Below are 14,328 nucleotides of genomic sequence, written 5' to 3'. Positions count from 1 at the left end.
CGCCGGCCCCCAGGCCACCTCACCGGCCACCGGAACCCGAAACCGCCGCCGCCACGCGGCGGCATGAAACGCCGAGGCTCGTGCCTGCCCTGCCATCTTTCATCATCGAACCGCTGTGGGACCAGTTCGCCGCGCTGATCCCTGAACCCATCGACGCTCATCCCCTTGGGTGTCACCGACCGCGTATCGCGGACCGGGTTGTGTTCGACAAGCTGGTCCAGATCGCGGTGCTCGGCGCCGCCTACGACCGCATCGCCGACACCACGTGCTCGGCCACCACGATCCGTCGGCGCCGTGATGAGTGGATCGAGGTCGGGATCTTCAAGACGCTGGAGCAGATCTGTCTGGACGCCTACGACCAGATCGTCGGTCTGGACCTCTGCGATGTCACGGTCGACGGGTGCATCGTGAAGGCTCCCTGTGGTGGCGAGGCAGCGGGCAGATCCCCGGTAGATCGCGGGAAACAGGGAACCAAGCGGTCCCTGTTGGTGGAAGCTGCCGGCATCCCGCTGGGGTGTGTCGTCGCGGGCGCGCACCGCAACGACTCACCGCTCCTGCGCCCCACCTTGGAGCACCTGGGCCGCTTCGACCTGGGTTTCGGTGATGGGCTGCCCGACGACATCACGGTCCACCTCGACGCTGGCTACGACAGCCGCAAGACCCGCGACCTGCTCGACGAGCTCGGCTGCGAGGGCGTGATCAGTAAGAAGGGCTTCCCGCTCCAAGCCGGTGCCCGGTGGGTCGTGGAGCGGACCAACTCCTGGCACAACCGCGGGTTCAAGAAGCTCGCCATCTGCACCGAGCGTCGCACCCAGGTGATCGAGGCCTTCATCGCGCTGGCCAACGCCGCGATCATCATCCGACGACTCGTCCGCCAGGCCTGGATCACCCACCGCTGGGACGGTCGACCAGCACGACAACCATGACCTATTGGCGGAACCTCTAAGCGTTGAAAGCTTGACCCAAGATCGCGCAGCGCTCGGCACAAGGGCTCGACCCCTTCACCTCGTGGGGCGTCGAGCACCCGAGCAATGAAGCATTGCTTAAGGCGATCTCGCTTGGTGTCCTCAATTGTGATTGCTCTATCGGGGGGATTCACTGCCCAGAAGTAGCCGGCCACCGCGCAGCGGTCACCAGCCGCGTTCGGCCAGCCGGTGGGGCTGGGGCAGCTCGTCCACGTTGATGCCGACCATCGCCTCACCCAGACCACGCGACACCTTCGCCACCACATCCGGGTCGTCGAAGAAGGTCGTGGCCTTCACGATCGCCTCGGCGCGCTGCGCCGGGTTGCCGGACTTGAAGATCCCCGAGCCCACGAACACACCCTCGGCACCCAGCTGCATCATCATCGCCGCATCCGCCGGGGTCGCGATGCCGCCCGCGGTGAACAGCACGACCGGCAGCTTGCCGGTGCGGGCGACCTCGGCCACCAGGTCGTACGGCGCCTGCAGCTCCTTCGCCGCGACGTACAGCTCGTCGTCCGAGAGCACCGTCAGGCGCCGCAGCTCCGCACGGATCGTGCGCATGTGGGTCACCGCGTTCGACACGTCCCCCGTGCCCGCCTCGCCCTTCGAACGGATCATCGCCGCACCCTCGGTGATCCGCCGCAGCGCCTCACCCAGGTTCGTCGCACCACACACGAACGGCACCGTGTAGGCCCACTTGTCGATGTGATTGGCGTAGTCGGCCGGGGTCAGCACCTCGGACTCGTCGATGTAGTCCACACCCAGCGACTGCAACACCTGCGCCTCGGCGAAGTGCCCGATCCGAGCCTTGGCCATCACCGGGATCGACACCGCCGAGACGATCTCGTCGATCATGTCCGGGTCGCTCATCCGGCTCACGCCACCCTGGGCACGGATGTCCGCCGGCACCCGCTCCAACGCCATCACCGCCACCGCACCGGCATCCTCGGCGATCTTCGCCTGCTCCGGGGTGACCACGTCCATGATCACGCCACCCTTGAGCATCTCGGCCATGCCGCGCTTCACCCGGGTGGTGCCGGCGGCGGTCGTCTCTTCACTCATGTCGCTCTCCTGGTCGGGCTGACGGTCGTCAGCACTCGATGACGTTCACGGCGAGCCCTCCGCGCGAGGTCTCCTTGTACTTCACGTGCATGTCGCGACCGGTGTCGCGCATGGTCCTGATCGCCTTGTCGAGCGACACCTTGTGGGCGCCGGTGCCGTTGATCGCCAGCCTCGCTGCGTTGATCGCCTTCACCGAGGCGATGGCGTTGCGCTCGATGCACGGGATCTGCACGAGCCCGCCGATCGGGTCGCAGGTCAGGCCCAGGTTGTGCTCGATGCCGACCTCGGCGGCGTTCTCGACCTGGGTCGGCGTGCCGCCGAGCACCTCGCAGAGCGCGCCCGCAGCCATCGCGCAGGCCGAGCCCACCTCGCCCTGGCAGCCGACCTCGGCACCCGAGATCGACGCGTTCTCCTTGAACAGGATCCCCACCGCAGCAGCCGTGAGCAGGAAGCGCACCACGCCGTCGTCGTCCGCACCCGGGACGAAGCGCGCATAGTAGTGCAGCACCGCCGGGATGATCCCCGCCGCACCGTTGGTGGGTGCGGTGACGACCCGTCCGCCCGAGGCGTTCTCCTCGTTGACGGCAAGCGCGTAGAGGTTGACCCAGTCGATGACGTCGAGCGGGTCGCCACCTGTCGCCCGCGCGCCGAGGTCGGCGTACAGGCCGGGCGCCCGCCGCGGCACCTTCAGGCCGCCGGGGAGCACGCCCTCGGCCGCGCAGCCGGCCCGGACGCACTCCTGCATGACCCGCCAGATCTCCAGCAGGCCGGCGCGCACCTCCTTCTCGGTACGCCACGACAGCTCGTTGGCGAGCATCACGTCGCTGACCCGCAGACCGGTCTCGGCACAGATCGCGAGCAGCTCGGCGCCGTCGTGAACGGGTGGCGGACCTCGGTCCGGTCGACCACCACGCGGTCCGCGCCGACGGCCTCCTCGTCGACGACGAACCCGCCGCCGACCGAGTAGTAGGTGCGCTCGCGGAACGCGCCCTCGATGCCGTACGCCGTGAAGGTCATCCCGTTCGGGTGCGCGGGCAGCGACCGGCGCCGGTGCAGGACGAGGTCCTCGGCGAGGTCGAACCGGACGCTCCGCCTGCCGGCGAGCACGATCACCCCCTCCCGGCGTACGACGTCCAGCCGGCCGCGCGCACCCGCCGTGTCGACCGTCGCCGGCACCTCCCCCTCGAGCCCCAGCACCACGGCTCCCTCGGAGCCGTGCCCGTGCCCGGTGGCGCCGAGGGACCCGAACAGCTCGGCCTTCACGCGCAGGGTGGCGTCGAGCAGGCCGTCGGCGGCCAGCCCGTCGGCGAAGGTCTTCGCGGCCCGCATCGGGCCGACCGTGTGCGACGAGGACGGGCCGATACCGATCGAGTAGAGGTCGAAGGCGCTCAGCGGCACGTCGCACCCCGACGCTCGATCGCCTGGCGGTAGAGCCGCCCGGCCCGGTACGACGAACGGACCAGCGGTCCGGACAGGACACCGGCGAACCCGATCTCCTCCGCCTCGGCGGCGAGCTCGACGAACTCCTCCGGCTTGACCCACCGCTCCACCGGGTGGTGGCGCGGCGAGGGACGCAGGTACTGGGTGATCGTGACCAGCTCACAACCCGCCTCGTGCAGGTCCCGCAGCGCCTGCGAGACCTCCTCACGGGTCTCGCCCATCCCCAGGATCAGGTTCGACTTCGTGACCAGCCCGAACGCCCGGGCCTGGGTCAGCACGTCCAGCGAACGCTCGTAGCGGAACGCCGGACGGATCCGCTTGAAGATCCGCGGCACCGTCTCCACGTTGTGGGCCAGCACCTCGGGCCGCGACTCGAACACCTCGGCCAGCAGCTCGGGGCGGCCGTTGAAGTCCGGGATCAGGTTCTCCACACCCGTGCCCGGGTTCAGGTCGTGGATCGCGCGCACCGTCTCGGCGTACAGCCAGGCACCGCCGTCGGGCAGGTCGTCGCGCGCGACGCCGGTGATGGTGGCGTACTTCAGCTCCATCTGCTGCACCGACTCCGCGACGCGACGGGGCTCGTCGCGGTCCAGCGGCTGGGGCTTGCCGGTGTCGATCTGGCAGAAGTCACAACGCCGCGTGCACTGGTCGCCACCGATGAGGAAGGTCGCCTCGCGGTCCTCCCAGCACTCGAAGATGTTCGGGCAGCCGGCCTCCTGGCAGACCGTGTGCAGGCCTTCGGACTTCACCAGCTTCTGCAGCGACCGGTACTCCGGACCCATCGTCGCCTTCGTGCGGATCCACGACGGCTTCCGCTCGATGGGCGTCTCCGCGTTGCGGACCTCCAGCCGGAGGAGCTTGCGGCCCTCCGGGGCGAGGCGCGAGTCGGCACTCACCTCAGAGCTCCGTGTAGAGCGGGTGCCTCTTTGCGATCGCGGCAACGCGTCCGCCGAGTGCAGCTGTCAGGTCCGGAGTGGGCGCTCGAGTCAGGCAGGTAGCGATAATGTCACCGACGGTGGCAAATTCGTTGGCCGTCAGGCCGCGCGCGGCCAAGGCGGGCGTGCCGATCCGCAGCCCCGAGGTGACCATCGGCGGCCGCGGGTCGAACGGCACCGCGTTGCGGTTGACCGTCAAACCGATCGAGTGCAGCCGGTCCTCGGCCTGCTGGCCGTCAAGCTCCGAGTTTCGCAGGTCGACGAGGACCAAATGCACCTTCGTCCCTCCGGTCAGGACGCTGACGCCGGCATCGCGTACTTTCTCGCTGGACAACTTCCTTGCAATGATCTTTGCGCCCTGAATCGTCCGAGCCTGGCGCTCGCGGAACTCGGGCAAGGCCGCCATCTTGAAGGCCACCGCCTTGGCCGCGATGACGTGCTCGAGCGGACCGCCCTGCTGGCCGGGGAAGACCGCGCTGTTGATCTTCTTCGCCAGATCCGCGCTGTTAGTGAGGATGATCCCCCCGCGGGGTCCGCCTAGGGTCTTGTGGGTTGTGCTGGTGATCACGTCAGCGTGGGGAATGGGGTTTGGGTGCAGTCCTGCCGCGACGAGGCCCGCGAAGTGGGCCATGTCGACCATGAGGTAGGCACCGACCAGGTCGGCGATCCGGCGGAACTCCGCAAAGTCCAGGTGGAGGGGATACGCCGACCAGCCCGCCACGATCAGCTTCGGCCGGTGCTCCAGCGCTAGCCGCTCGACCTCGGCCATGTCCACCTCGAAGTCCTGGTCGTCGACGTGATAGGCCACGACGTCGTACAGCTTGCCGGAGAAGTTGATCCGCATGCCGTGGGTCAGGTGGCCACCGTGGGCGAGGTCGAGGCCGAGGATCGTGTCACCCGGGTCGAGCAGCGCGAACATCGCCGCGGCATTGGCCTGGGCACCGGAGTGCGGCTGCACGTTCGCGAAGTCGGCACCAAAGAGCTCCTTGACCCGATCGATCGCCAGCTGCTCGATCACGTCGACGTGCTCGCAGCCGCCGTAGTAGCGGCGGCCGGGGTAGCCCTCGGCGTACTTGTTGGTGAGGACCGAGCCCTGCGCCTCCATCACGGCGACGGGCGCGAAGTTCTCGGATGCGATCATCTCCAAGGTCTCGCGCTGCCGACGTAGCTCGGCGGAGATCGCCGCGTGCACGTCGGGGTCAAAATCGGCCAGGCTCTGGTTCAGGCTGGACATCTCAGAGTCCTCGGATCAGCGCGGCGTAGGCCGCGGCGTCGAGCAGCTCCGCGGTCGCGGTCACCTTGACCACGAACAGCCAGCCGTCGCCGAAGGGGTCGCTGTTGACCAGGCTCGGGTCGGCGTCGACGTCCTCGTTGACCTCGACGACCTCGCCCGTCACCGGCGAGTAGAGGTCGCTGACGGACTTGGTGGACTCGAGCTCGCCGCAGGTCTGGCCCGCGGTGACCGTGTCGCCGACGGCCGGCAGGTCGACGTACACGATGTCGCCGAGGGCGTCGGCGGCGTAGGCCGTCACGCCGACGCGCGCGGTGTCGCCGTCGAGGGCGACCCACTCGTGCTCGGCGGAGTACTGGAGGTTCGTGGGGTTGCTCATCGGGTGCTCCTGATTTCGGTAAGGGTGGGTCAGCGGGAACGGGTGTAGAACGGCAGCTCGACGACGTCGGCGTCCTCGAGGGAGCCGCGCAGGGAGACGGCGACGCGGGTGCCGGGTACGGCGAGGTGCGGGGGCACATAGGCCATGGCGATCGGCTTCTCCAGGGTCGGCGACGGGGCGCCGCTGGTGACCTCGCCGACCTCGGCGCCGGTCGCCGGGTCGACGACCGGGTAGCCCGCGCGCGGCGAGCGGCGGCCGGTCGAGACGAGGCCGACGAGCACGCGCTCCGGGCCCTCCTCCTTGCGCTTCGCGAGCGCGTCCCGGCCGACGAAGCCGCCGGGCTTGTCGAGGACGACGACGCGGCCGAGGTTCGCCTCGTACGGCGTGGTGTCGCGGCTCAGCTCGTGGCCGTAGAGCGGCATGCCCGCCTCGAGGCGCAGGGTGTCGCGGCAGGCGAGGCCGGCGGGGACCAGGCCGTGGGCCTCCCCCGCCTGCGCCAGCGCGGCCCAGACGGCAGGGGCGTCGGCCGGGCGGCAGTAGACCTCGAAGCCGTCCTCGCCCGTGTAGCCGGTGCGCGCGAGCAGCACCTCGACTGCGCGGTCAGGGGCAGCGAGCGTGCCGGCGTCGATGGCGTAGTACTTCAGCGACGGCACGTCGAGCTCGGTCAGCGCGGCGATGATCGCGGCGGACGCGGGCCCCTGGACCGCCAGCAGCGCCCAGTCGGCCGACGTGTCGCGGACCGTGACGTCGTACCCCTCGGCGCGGGCGGCGATCTCGGGCGCCACGACGGCGACGTTGCTGGCGTTGGCGACGACGAGGTAGTGCTCCTCGGCCAGGCGGTAGACGACGAGGTCGTCGATGATGCCGCCGTCCTCGGCGCAGATCATCGAGTAGCGGGCCCGGCCGACGCCGATCGCCGACGGGCGGCCGACGAGGGCGTGGTCGAGCGCGGCGCCGGCGCCCGGCCCGGTCAGCTCGATCTCGCCCATGTGGGTGAGGTCGAAGAGGCCCGCGGTCGTGCGGACGGCGCGGTGCTCGGCGAGCTCCGAGCTGTAGCGGACCGGCATCTGCCAGCCGGCGAAGTCGGTGAAGCTCGCCCCCAGGCCGGCATGGACCTCGTGCAGCGGGGTGGTTCGAGAGGACACGGCAGTGCTCCTAGGTGGTGGCGTGGGTGGGGTTGGTCAGTTCTCGAAGTCGGCGATCGGCGGGCAGGAGCAGACCAGGTTGCGGTCGCCGTAGGCCTGCTCGATGCGGCGCACAGGAGGCCAGTACTTGCCGGCCGGCGTGCCGGCCGGGAAGACCGCCTCCTCCCGCGTGTACGACGCCGTCCACTCCTCGACCAGGCAGGCGGCCGTGTGCGGGGCGTGCCGCAGCGGGCTGTCCTCGGCGGTCCAGCGGCCGCTGGCGACGGCATCGATCTCGGCGCGGATCGCGACCATCGCTGCGACGAACCGGTCGAGCTCGGCGAGGTCCTCGGACTCGGTCGGCTCGATCATCAGCGTGCCCGCGACCGGGAAGCTCATGGTCGGGGCGTGGAAGCCGTGGTCGATGAGCCGCTTCGCGACGTCGTCGACGGAGACGCCCGTCTCGGCGGTGAGCGGCCGCAGGTCGACGATGCACTCGTGCGCGACGAGTCCGTTCTCGGCGGTGTAGAGCAGCGGGAAGTGAGGAGCGAGGCGGTGGGCGAGGTAGTTGGCGCCGAGCACCGCCGTCTGGGTCGCCCGGCGCAGCCCGTCGGCCCCCATCATCCGGCCATAGGCCCACGCGATCGGCAGCACGCCCGCCGAGCCGTAGGGCGCGGCACTGATCGGCCCGATGCCCGCGCGCTGCTCCGGGACCGGGTGCAGCGGGTGGCTCGGCAGGTACGGCGCCAGGTGGGCCGCGACCGCAACGGGACCGACGCCCGGGCCGCCGCCACCATGGGGGATCGCGAAGGTCTTGTGGAGGTTGAGGTGCGAGACGTCGCCGCCGAACTCCCCCGGGCGCGCGATGCCGACCAGCGCGTTGAGGTTGGCGCCGTCGACGTACACCTGGCCGCCGTGGCGGTGCACCAGGTCGCACAGGTCGGTGATGCCGGTCTCGTAGACGCCGTGGGTGGACGGGTAGGTCACCATCACGGCGGCGAGCCGGTCGGCGTGCTCGGCGCACTTCGCGGCCAGGTCGTCGAGGTCGACGGTGCCGTCCTCGCGGGAGGCCACGACGACGACCCGGAAGCCGGCGAGCACCGCGGAGGCGGCGTTGGTGCCGTGGGCGCTGGAGGGGATCAGGCAGACGTCGCGCTGCGCCTCGCCGCGGTCGTGGTGGTAGGCGCGGATGGCGAGCAGGCCGGCGAGCTCGCCCTGCGAGCCCGCGTTGGGCTGGATCGACACTGCGGCGTACCCGGTGATCTCGGCCAGCCACTCCTCGAGCTGCTCGACGAGGACGCGGTAGCCGGCGACGTCCTCGAGCGGGGCGAGCGGGTGCATGTCGGCGAAGCCGGGCCACGAGATGGGCTCCATCTCCGCGGTGGCGTTGAGCTTCATCGTGCAGGAGCCGAGCGGGATCATCCCGCGGTCCAGCGCGTAGTCCTTGTCGGAGAGCGCCCGCAGGTAGCGCAGCATCGCGGTCTCCGAGCGGTGCCGGTGGAAGACCGGGTGCTCGAGGAAGGCCGAGGTACGACGCACCGCCGCCGGGATCCCGGTGCCCACCTGGACCATGACGCCACCATCGGTCCGCGGCTCGACGGCGTCGACGACGGACGCGACGTGGTCGGCGGTGGTGATCTCCGAGCAGGTGATGCCGACGTGGGTGTCGTCGACCGGGCGCAGCAGGATGCCGGCGGCGCGGGCCCGGGCGACGACGGCCGCGGCGTCCGCGACCTCGACGACGAGGGTGTCGAAGAAGTGCCGGTTGACCCGGCGCACGCCGCGCACCTCCAGCTCGGAGGCGATCTCGGCGGTGCGCGCGTGGACCTGCCCGGCGATCCGGCGCAGGCCGTCGGGGCCGTGGTGGACGGCGTACATGCCGGCGGTGATCGCCAGCAGCACCTGCGCGGTGCAGATGTTGGAGGTCGCCTTGTCGCGGCGGATGTGCTGCTCGCGGGTCTGCAGCGCGAGGCGGTACGCCGGCTGCCCGGACGCGTCGATGGAGACGCCCACGAGCCGTCCGGGCAGGTGCCGCTCGAGGCCCTCGCGGACGGCGATGAAGGCGGCGTGTGGACCGCCGTAGAACATCGGGACGCCGAGGCGCTGGGTGGAGCCGACGGCGATGTCGGCGCCCATCTCGCCGGGCGGGGTGAGCAGGGTGAGCGCGAGGGGGTCGCAGGTCACGGCGACGGACGCACCGCGTGCGGCGGCCTCGGCGGCGATCGGCCGCAGGTCGCGGACCTCGCCCGAGCAGCCGGGGTAGGACGCGAGCAGGCCGAAGAACTCACCGTCCGGGAGGGGCGCGTCGAGGTCGACCAGCTCGACCTCGAGGCCGACGGCCTCGGCCCGGGTGGCGAGCACGGCGAGGGTCTGCGGCAGCGTGTCCGCGTCGACCAGCACCCGCGGGAACCTCGACCGCGACGCGCGGCGCATCACCATGATCGCCTCGACCACCGCGGTGGCCTCGTCGAGCAGCGAGGCGTTCGCGGTCGGCAGGCCGGTGAGGTCGCCGACGACGGTCTGGAAGTTGATCAGCGCCTCGAGCCGGCCCTGGCTGATCTCCGGCTGGTAGGGCGTGTACGCCGTGTACCAGGCCGGGGCCTCCAGCAGGTTGCGGCGGATCACCGGCGGCGTGATCGTCGGGTGGTAGCCGCAGCCGATCATCGCCACGCCGACGTCGTTGCGTCCCGCCAGGACGGCGAGCTCGGCCAGGGCCTCGGTCTCGCTCGCCGGTGCGGGCAGCCGCAGGGGCTCGGGCGAGACGATGCCGGCCGGTACGGCGGCGGCCATCAGCTCGTCGAGGCTCGCGTAGCCGATCTCGGCCAGCATCTTCGCCTGCTCGGAGGCGTCGGTGCCGATGTGGCGCTCGCTGAAGGAGGCGCTTGAAGGGGTGGGGTCGTTCGAGGACACGGAGGCTCCCGTCGTCGAGGGTGCGTGCACCCTGCTTCGCTTGCCTCCCCGCTCTGTCATGGGTACCTGAGAGCTTCACCGCGTGAGCGGCTTGCACCGTGGGCGCAGGACATGGGTCCTGACTTTCCAGAGTTGCCTCGCCGAGCAGTGATGGGGCCTGAGAGTTTCTCGGGGAGAGTTGCTCCTACGGCGCCCCGTCCCGACCCATCGGGTCAGGCGAGGGCTCTCCTGCTTCGGCTTCGAACGGCCGATATGGAGTTGTCTTGGTGCGCCTGGCGCGGTCGTCAGAGGTCGGCCACGTAGCTGTGCGCCAGACCGTCGGTCAGTTCCGACGTCGTAGTGGTCACCGCGGATCGCTCGGTGTTGCGAAGGGAGAACACGTTGCTGCTCATCACCACGTCGGCGGGGTTGACTTGCGCGGCGGGGTCCCAGAGACGGGATCGGATGAGCGCCTTCCCGCAGTGGAAATAGTTCTCTTCGACCTCGACGATGAGCACAAGTTTAGGTACGCGGCCGTCCGCCTCGTGCTGGTGACGGAGGTGAACGTCGTCGGTGACGAATGCCTTTCCGTTGACTCGCAAGGTCTCTCGCATCCCTGGGACGAGAAAAAGCATGCCGATCTCGGAGTTGCACGCGAGGTTCCTGAAGCTGTCGGCCAGAGCGTTGCCCGAACGATCTGGGAGGCTGAGGGTGGCGTCGTCGAGCACCTTCACGAAGCCCGGACCGTCTCCCCGAGGGCTGGAGTCAGCTCCCTTGGCTCCGTGAGTTGCTAGGCAAACGAACGGAGCATGTGCGATGAAGCGCTGGGCCGTCAGACCCAGGTCCCGATCAATCTTGTCTAGCACGGGAGCGTCGGGGGTACCCAGCACATCACAGACCTCCTGGACGCTGAGCCGGCGGACCCGGTCGAGGAGGGAACGGGCGGAGGGGCGCACTGCCGACCCGGAGGCCGGAGTCACGTTGAGCTCAGACATTGAGACTTATCTCTCTGCCGAGGGCGCGCGACACGCACACCATCATGGTGCGGCCTGTTTCCTGTTGTTCGCGGGTCAAGACGTCGTCGCGGTGCTCGGGGCGCCCGGCCAAGATCTCGACTTCGCAGGTTCCGCAGACTCCGGAGCGACAACTCGCGCTGACGGGGATGCCGGCTCGCGCCAGTCCGTCGAGTAGGGAGGTATCGGCGTCGACGTTGATGGTCCGTGCGCTCTTGATCGCCCGGACGGTGACCGCGCGATTCACCTGTGGCGGACGCGGCCGAGGCTTGAACCTCTCCACGTGCAGAGAGGAGGGCGACCGTCCGGACCGGGTGACGACTTGTTCCACCGCTACCAGCAATGGCTCAGGTCCGCAGCAGATGAACGCGGCGTCCGTGTCGGCACCCGCGATGATGTCGTCGAGTGGAAGGTGACCGGTTTCGTCGAACGGCCAGTACCGCACGCGGTCGCCGAGGTCTCCGAAGGAGTCGGCGAAAGCCATGGAGCTCCGATTGCGGCTGCCGTAGTCCAAGGTCCATCGGATTCCGGCAGCCTCCGCGGCTCGGATCATCGGGATGATCGGAGTGATGCCGATGCCGCCGGCGATGAAGACGAGCGCCTCCGACTCCGGGAGTGCGAAGTTGTTGCGCGGCGAGCTCATAGTGACGATCTGCCCGGGCCGTAGGAAGTAGTGAACGTATTCGGAGCCTCCGCGGCTCAGCGGGTCCAGAAGGACGGCGATGCGGTAGGAGTTGTACGTAGCGTAGGACTCGATGAGCGAGTACTGACGCTCGACCCGGTTCGGTAGTACCAGGCCAATGTGGGCCCCAGGCTCCCAGGCTGGCAGGTCGCCGTCCAAGCCTCGCAGGAGGACGGAGACGACGCCTTCGGCCTCGTATCGAAGCTCCTCGACCCGCACACGGAGAAACGTGGTCGGGCTGCCGGTCACGACACTCTCCCGAGTGGTCCTGCCGCGCGCACCTGGAGGCGCGTGGCCGGTTCTGGCAGGTACCCGATCGGGGTCTCCGTTACTTCGACGATCTCGATGCGGCTCGGGTCCGCGCCAGCTTGGATGGCCCGCGCGGTTGCGATGTCCGAGGCGTCGTCGATGGCGCGTCGGCGGTCCTGTCCAGCCGGGATGATCGTGTCCCAACGGCTGCTGACTGGGGCGATGGCAACCCCAACCGCATTGGCGACTGCGCCGTGGCTGGGTCGGATCACCTTGGGCATGCGGCCGTGGCCGTCGCTGATGAGGGCCGATCCTCCCCCGACAACCACCAACGAGTTGATCTCGCGGGACAGATTCATACTCTCGACCGCGTCGGCGAGTGTCTCGTCGGCCACTGACATTGCCTGGCCGAGCGTGGCACGCAGGTCAGCGGGAACCGGGTGGCTGCCGATGTCGCCGCGTCCCGCTGCCACGGCTGCGTCGGTCAACGTTGGGACTGAACCGCCAAACACCAAGCCCTCTTGCGCGACGCGATATCCCAGAGATTGGGGGCCGACTCGGACGCCGCCGGAGCCGTCCTGTGTTACGACCGTGCCGCCACCGATGCTGATGCTGAGCACGTCGGGCATTCGGAAATTGGTCTTGACGCCCGCAAGCTCAGCGCCCATCGATGCTTCCCGAGGAAACCCGTCGATGAGTACGCCGAAGTCGGTCGAGGTGCCGCCGACGTCGGCGATGAGGGCGTTGGTCAGACCGGTAAGGAAGGCGGCCCCTCGGATTGAGTTGGCCGGACCTGATCCGATGGTGAAGACCGGGAACCGGGTTGCCTGCTCCAGGCCCATGAGAGTGCCGTCGTTCTGCGCGAAGTAGGTCGCAGCGCGGACTCCGCGCTTCTCCAGGACGGTCTGCAGCGACGACGCCACCTCAGTGGCGACGTGGTGGAGTGCCGCGTTGAGTGCAGTTGCATTCTCGCGCGCCAGCAACCCCAGGGAGCCGACTTCGTGGCTCATAGAGATCCCGACGTGCTCGCCCAGGACCTCGCGAACCACGTCGGCCGTTTCGATTTCTTGGTCACGGTAGGCCGGACTAAACACGCCGGTAATAGCCACCGCATCGACCGTGCCAGCGATGGGCTTGAGGAACTCCATGAGCTCTTCGCGGTCCGTTCGACGAATGGCTCGGCCGGCGACGTAGTTCCCGCCGGTGAGGATCGTGCTGGCCACTACAGCGTTCTCACGCAGATCATGGGGCCAAGGCATCAGCGGCGGGATGCTCCGCGTAGCGGGGGCGCCGAGTCGGATCACGGCAATTTTTGCAAGACCGCGCCGTTCGAGAATGGCGTTGATGCCGTGCGTGGTTCCCAGCATGACCGCGCCAACCCGCTCTACCGAGTCTCCGAGCTGGGCTAGGATTTCATCGAGGGCGCGCTCCACGCCGCCGCTGACGTCGGCAGTTGTGTGTTGCTTCGCCCAAGCCACCACGGTGTCACGCTCGTCGATGGCCACGGCGTCGGTGTGAGTTCCGCCGACATCCAGACCGATGCGGATTGCAGGGGCAGACGGCTCAGTTCGCATTGAAATTCCTGTCATGTGCTGCCTTCACCTCACTGGCGAGGAGGCGGTAGTTGTCGGAGATGATTTCGCTCACCTGTGTGGCGCGCGCGCCCCGCACCTCGCTGATGTACCGCACGATCTCGGCGCAGTCGTGTGGTTGGATGCGGCGGCCCATCCAAGAGAAGTAGGGACCGTCGGTCTCGAGGAGCATTCGATCTGCAGGAATTGACCGGATGAGGTCTCGACCCTCCTCGGTCTCGAGCATGGTCGGGTGGATGGAAAGCCGGAACCCGGCGTCAAGAACCATGGTCAGTTCACCACGGTTCCCTGCGAAGGAATGCAGAACGGCGTGCTCCACCTGGAACCTGGCCAGTGTCCCCACAACCTCCCTGACGGCGCCACGCGAATGTATCGAGTAGCCGCGCGTCGGTCCGGTGAGGTCCAAGACGCGCTCAAGTAGTTCGTGTTGAGCCGCGAACGTGGGGCCGTTGCCAAAGTCCGGTCCGACGGTGTCTGCGATTGGGCGGTCCAAACCTATCTCGGACACCCATGCGAAGCGGGGGGCGATGGCCTCCAGCGTGGCCAGCTCGCTGGCGTTGTAGACGCTCCCCGCGGCCTCGGGGTGAAAGCCGAGTCCGACCTGTGTACCGGGTACGCCACGCAGCAGCTCATCCAGGTGCTGCGCCTCAGAGGGGCGGGCCGTAGCGACGATGATCTCGATCTCGCACTCCCGGCAGGTCTCAAGCACCCGGTCACGGTCGTGGTAACGGCCAAGGTGACAGTGAGTATCAGCGAGCGTCATGAAA

General features: G+C 69.0%; 11 protein-coding genes, 1 pseudogene and 2 riboswitches. Of the genes and pseudogenes, 1 reads left to right on the top strand and 11 read right to left on the bottom strand.

What is annotated here, in order from left to right; translation table 11 throughout:
* Positions 1–80: 80 nt before the first annotated feature.
* Positions 81–926, top strand: a complete 846-nt coding sequence (locus ACUP6Y_RS00860; protein ID WP_462553709.1) for an IS5 family transposase — start codon at positions 81–83, stop codon at positions 924–926.
* A gap of 204 nt (positions 927–1,130) precedes the next feature.
* Here the strand turns inward: ACUP6Y_RS00860 and pdxS are convergent, their stop codons facing one another.
* From pdxS to ACUP6Y_RS00805, 11 genes and pseudogenes are all read right to left on the bottom strand, one after another.
* Entirely contained in the window at positions 1,131–2,027 is an 897-nt protein-coding gene (pdxS, locus tag ACUP6Y_RS00855; protein ID WP_462553708.1) for a pyridoxal 5'-phosphate synthase lyase subunit PdxS, read from the bottom strand.
* A gap of 28 nt (positions 2,028–2,055) precedes the next feature.
* Positions 2,056–3,425: pseudogene (locus tag ACUP6Y_RS00850) on the bottom strand (L-serine ammonia-lyase).
* Complete coding sequence (lipA, locus tag ACUP6Y_RS00845) at positions 3,416–4,363, bottom strand: lipoyl synthase (protein WP_462553707.1); 948 nt, start codon at positions 4,361–4,363, stop codon at positions 3,416–3,418. Before lipA ends, ACUP6Y_RS00850 begins: the two are co-directional and overlap by 10 nt.
* Position 4,364: 1 nt before the next feature.
* The gene (gene glyA, locus ACUP6Y_RS00840; protein WP_462553706.1) at positions 4,365–5,636 is read right to left on the bottom strand and encodes a serine hydroxymethyltransferase; all 1,272 of its coding nucleotides are present in this window, start codon (positions 5,634–5,636) and stop codon (positions 4,365–4,367) included.
* A 1-nt stretch (position 5,637) separates the two neighbouring features.
* Entirely contained in the window at positions 5,638–6,012 is a 375-nt protein-coding gene (gcvH, locus tag ACUP6Y_RS00835; protein ID WP_462553705.1) for a glycine cleavage system protein GcvH, read from the bottom strand.
* 29 nt (positions 6,013–6,041) lie between these two features.
* Positions 6,042–7,157, bottom strand: coding sequence for a glycine cleavage system aminomethyltransferase GcvT (gene gcvT, locus ACUP6Y_RS00830; protein ID WP_462553704.1), 1,116 nt, complete (start codon positions 7,155–7,157; stop codon positions 6,042–6,044).
* Positions 7,158–7,193: 36 nt separating this feature from the next.
* Positions 7,194–10,046: an aminomethyl-transferring glycine dehydrogenase gene (gene gcvP / locus ACUP6Y_RS00825; RefSeq protein WP_462553703.1), complete on the bottom strand. Its 2,853-nt coding sequence runs from the start codon at positions 10,044–10,046 to the stop codon at positions 7,194–7,196.
* A gap of 43 nt (positions 10,047–10,089) precedes the next feature.
* Positions 10,090–10,181: riboswitch (glycine riboswitch) on the bottom strand.
* Positions 10,182–10,287: riboswitch (glycine riboswitch) on the bottom strand.
* 43 nt (positions 10,288–10,330) lie between these two features.
* A complete protein-coding gene (locus tag ACUP6Y_RS00820; RefSeq protein WP_462553702.1) occupies positions 10,331–11,020 on the bottom strand; it encodes an MSMEG_1061 family FMN-dependent PPOX-type flavoprotein in 690 nt (229 codons plus the stop codon).
* The gene (locus ACUP6Y_RS00815) at positions 11,013–11,969 is read right to left on the bottom strand and encodes a PDR/VanB family oxidoreductase (protein ID WP_462553701.1); all 957 of its coding nucleotides are present in this window, start codon (positions 11,967–11,969) and stop codon (positions 11,013–11,015) included. The genes ACUP6Y_RS00820 and ACUP6Y_RS00815 overlap by 8 nt, the downstream gene beginning before the upstream one ends.
* A complete protein-coding gene (locus tag ACUP6Y_RS00810) occupies positions 11,966–13,543 on the bottom strand; it encodes a hydantoinase/oxoprolinase family protein (RefSeq protein WP_462556833.1) in 1,578 nt (525 codons plus the stop codon). The genes ACUP6Y_RS00815 and ACUP6Y_RS00810 overlap by 4 nt, the downstream gene beginning before the upstream one ends.
* On the bottom strand, positions 13,533–14,324 hold the full coding sequence (locus tag ACUP6Y_RS00805) for a TatD family hydrolase (RefSeq protein WP_462553700.1): 792 nt from the start codon (positions 14,322–14,324) through the stop codon (positions 13,533–13,535). The genes ACUP6Y_RS00810 and ACUP6Y_RS00805 overlap by 11 nt, the downstream gene beginning before the upstream one ends.
* Positions 14,325–14,328: the final 4 nt, after the last annotated feature.

It is taken from the genome of Nocardioides sp. S5-5, from assembly GCF_054954065.1.
Note: the sequence above shows the minus strand (reverse complement) of the source record. Positions and strands in the feature narration are given on the sequence as shown.

Bases quoted from the DNA above. Each gene is read 5' to 3' on its own strand.
- glyA (WP_462553706.1), bottom strand. From the start codon at position 5,636: ATGTCCAGCCTGAACCAGAGCCTGGCCGATTTTGACCCCGACGTGCAC.
- ACUP6Y_RS00805 (WP_462553700.1), bottom strand. From the start codon at position 14,324: ATGACGCTCGCTGATACTCACTGTCACCTTGGCCGTTACCACGACCGT.
- ACUP6Y_RS00810 (WP_462556833.1), bottom strand. From the start codon at position 13,543: ATGCGAACTGAGCCGTCTGCCCCTGCAATCCGCATCGGTCTGGATGTC.
- pdxS (WP_462553708.1), bottom strand. From the start codon at position 2,027: ATGAGTGAAGAGACGACCGCCGCCGGCACCACCCGGGTGAAGCGCGGC.
- ACUP6Y_RS00820 (WP_462553702.1), bottom strand. From the start codon at position 11,020: ATGTCTGAGCTCAACGTGACTCCGGCCTCCGGGTCGGCAGTGCGCCCC.
- gcvH (WP_462553705.1), bottom strand. From the start codon at position 6,012: ATGAGCAACCCCACGAACCTCCAGTACTCCGCCGAGCACGAGTGGGTC.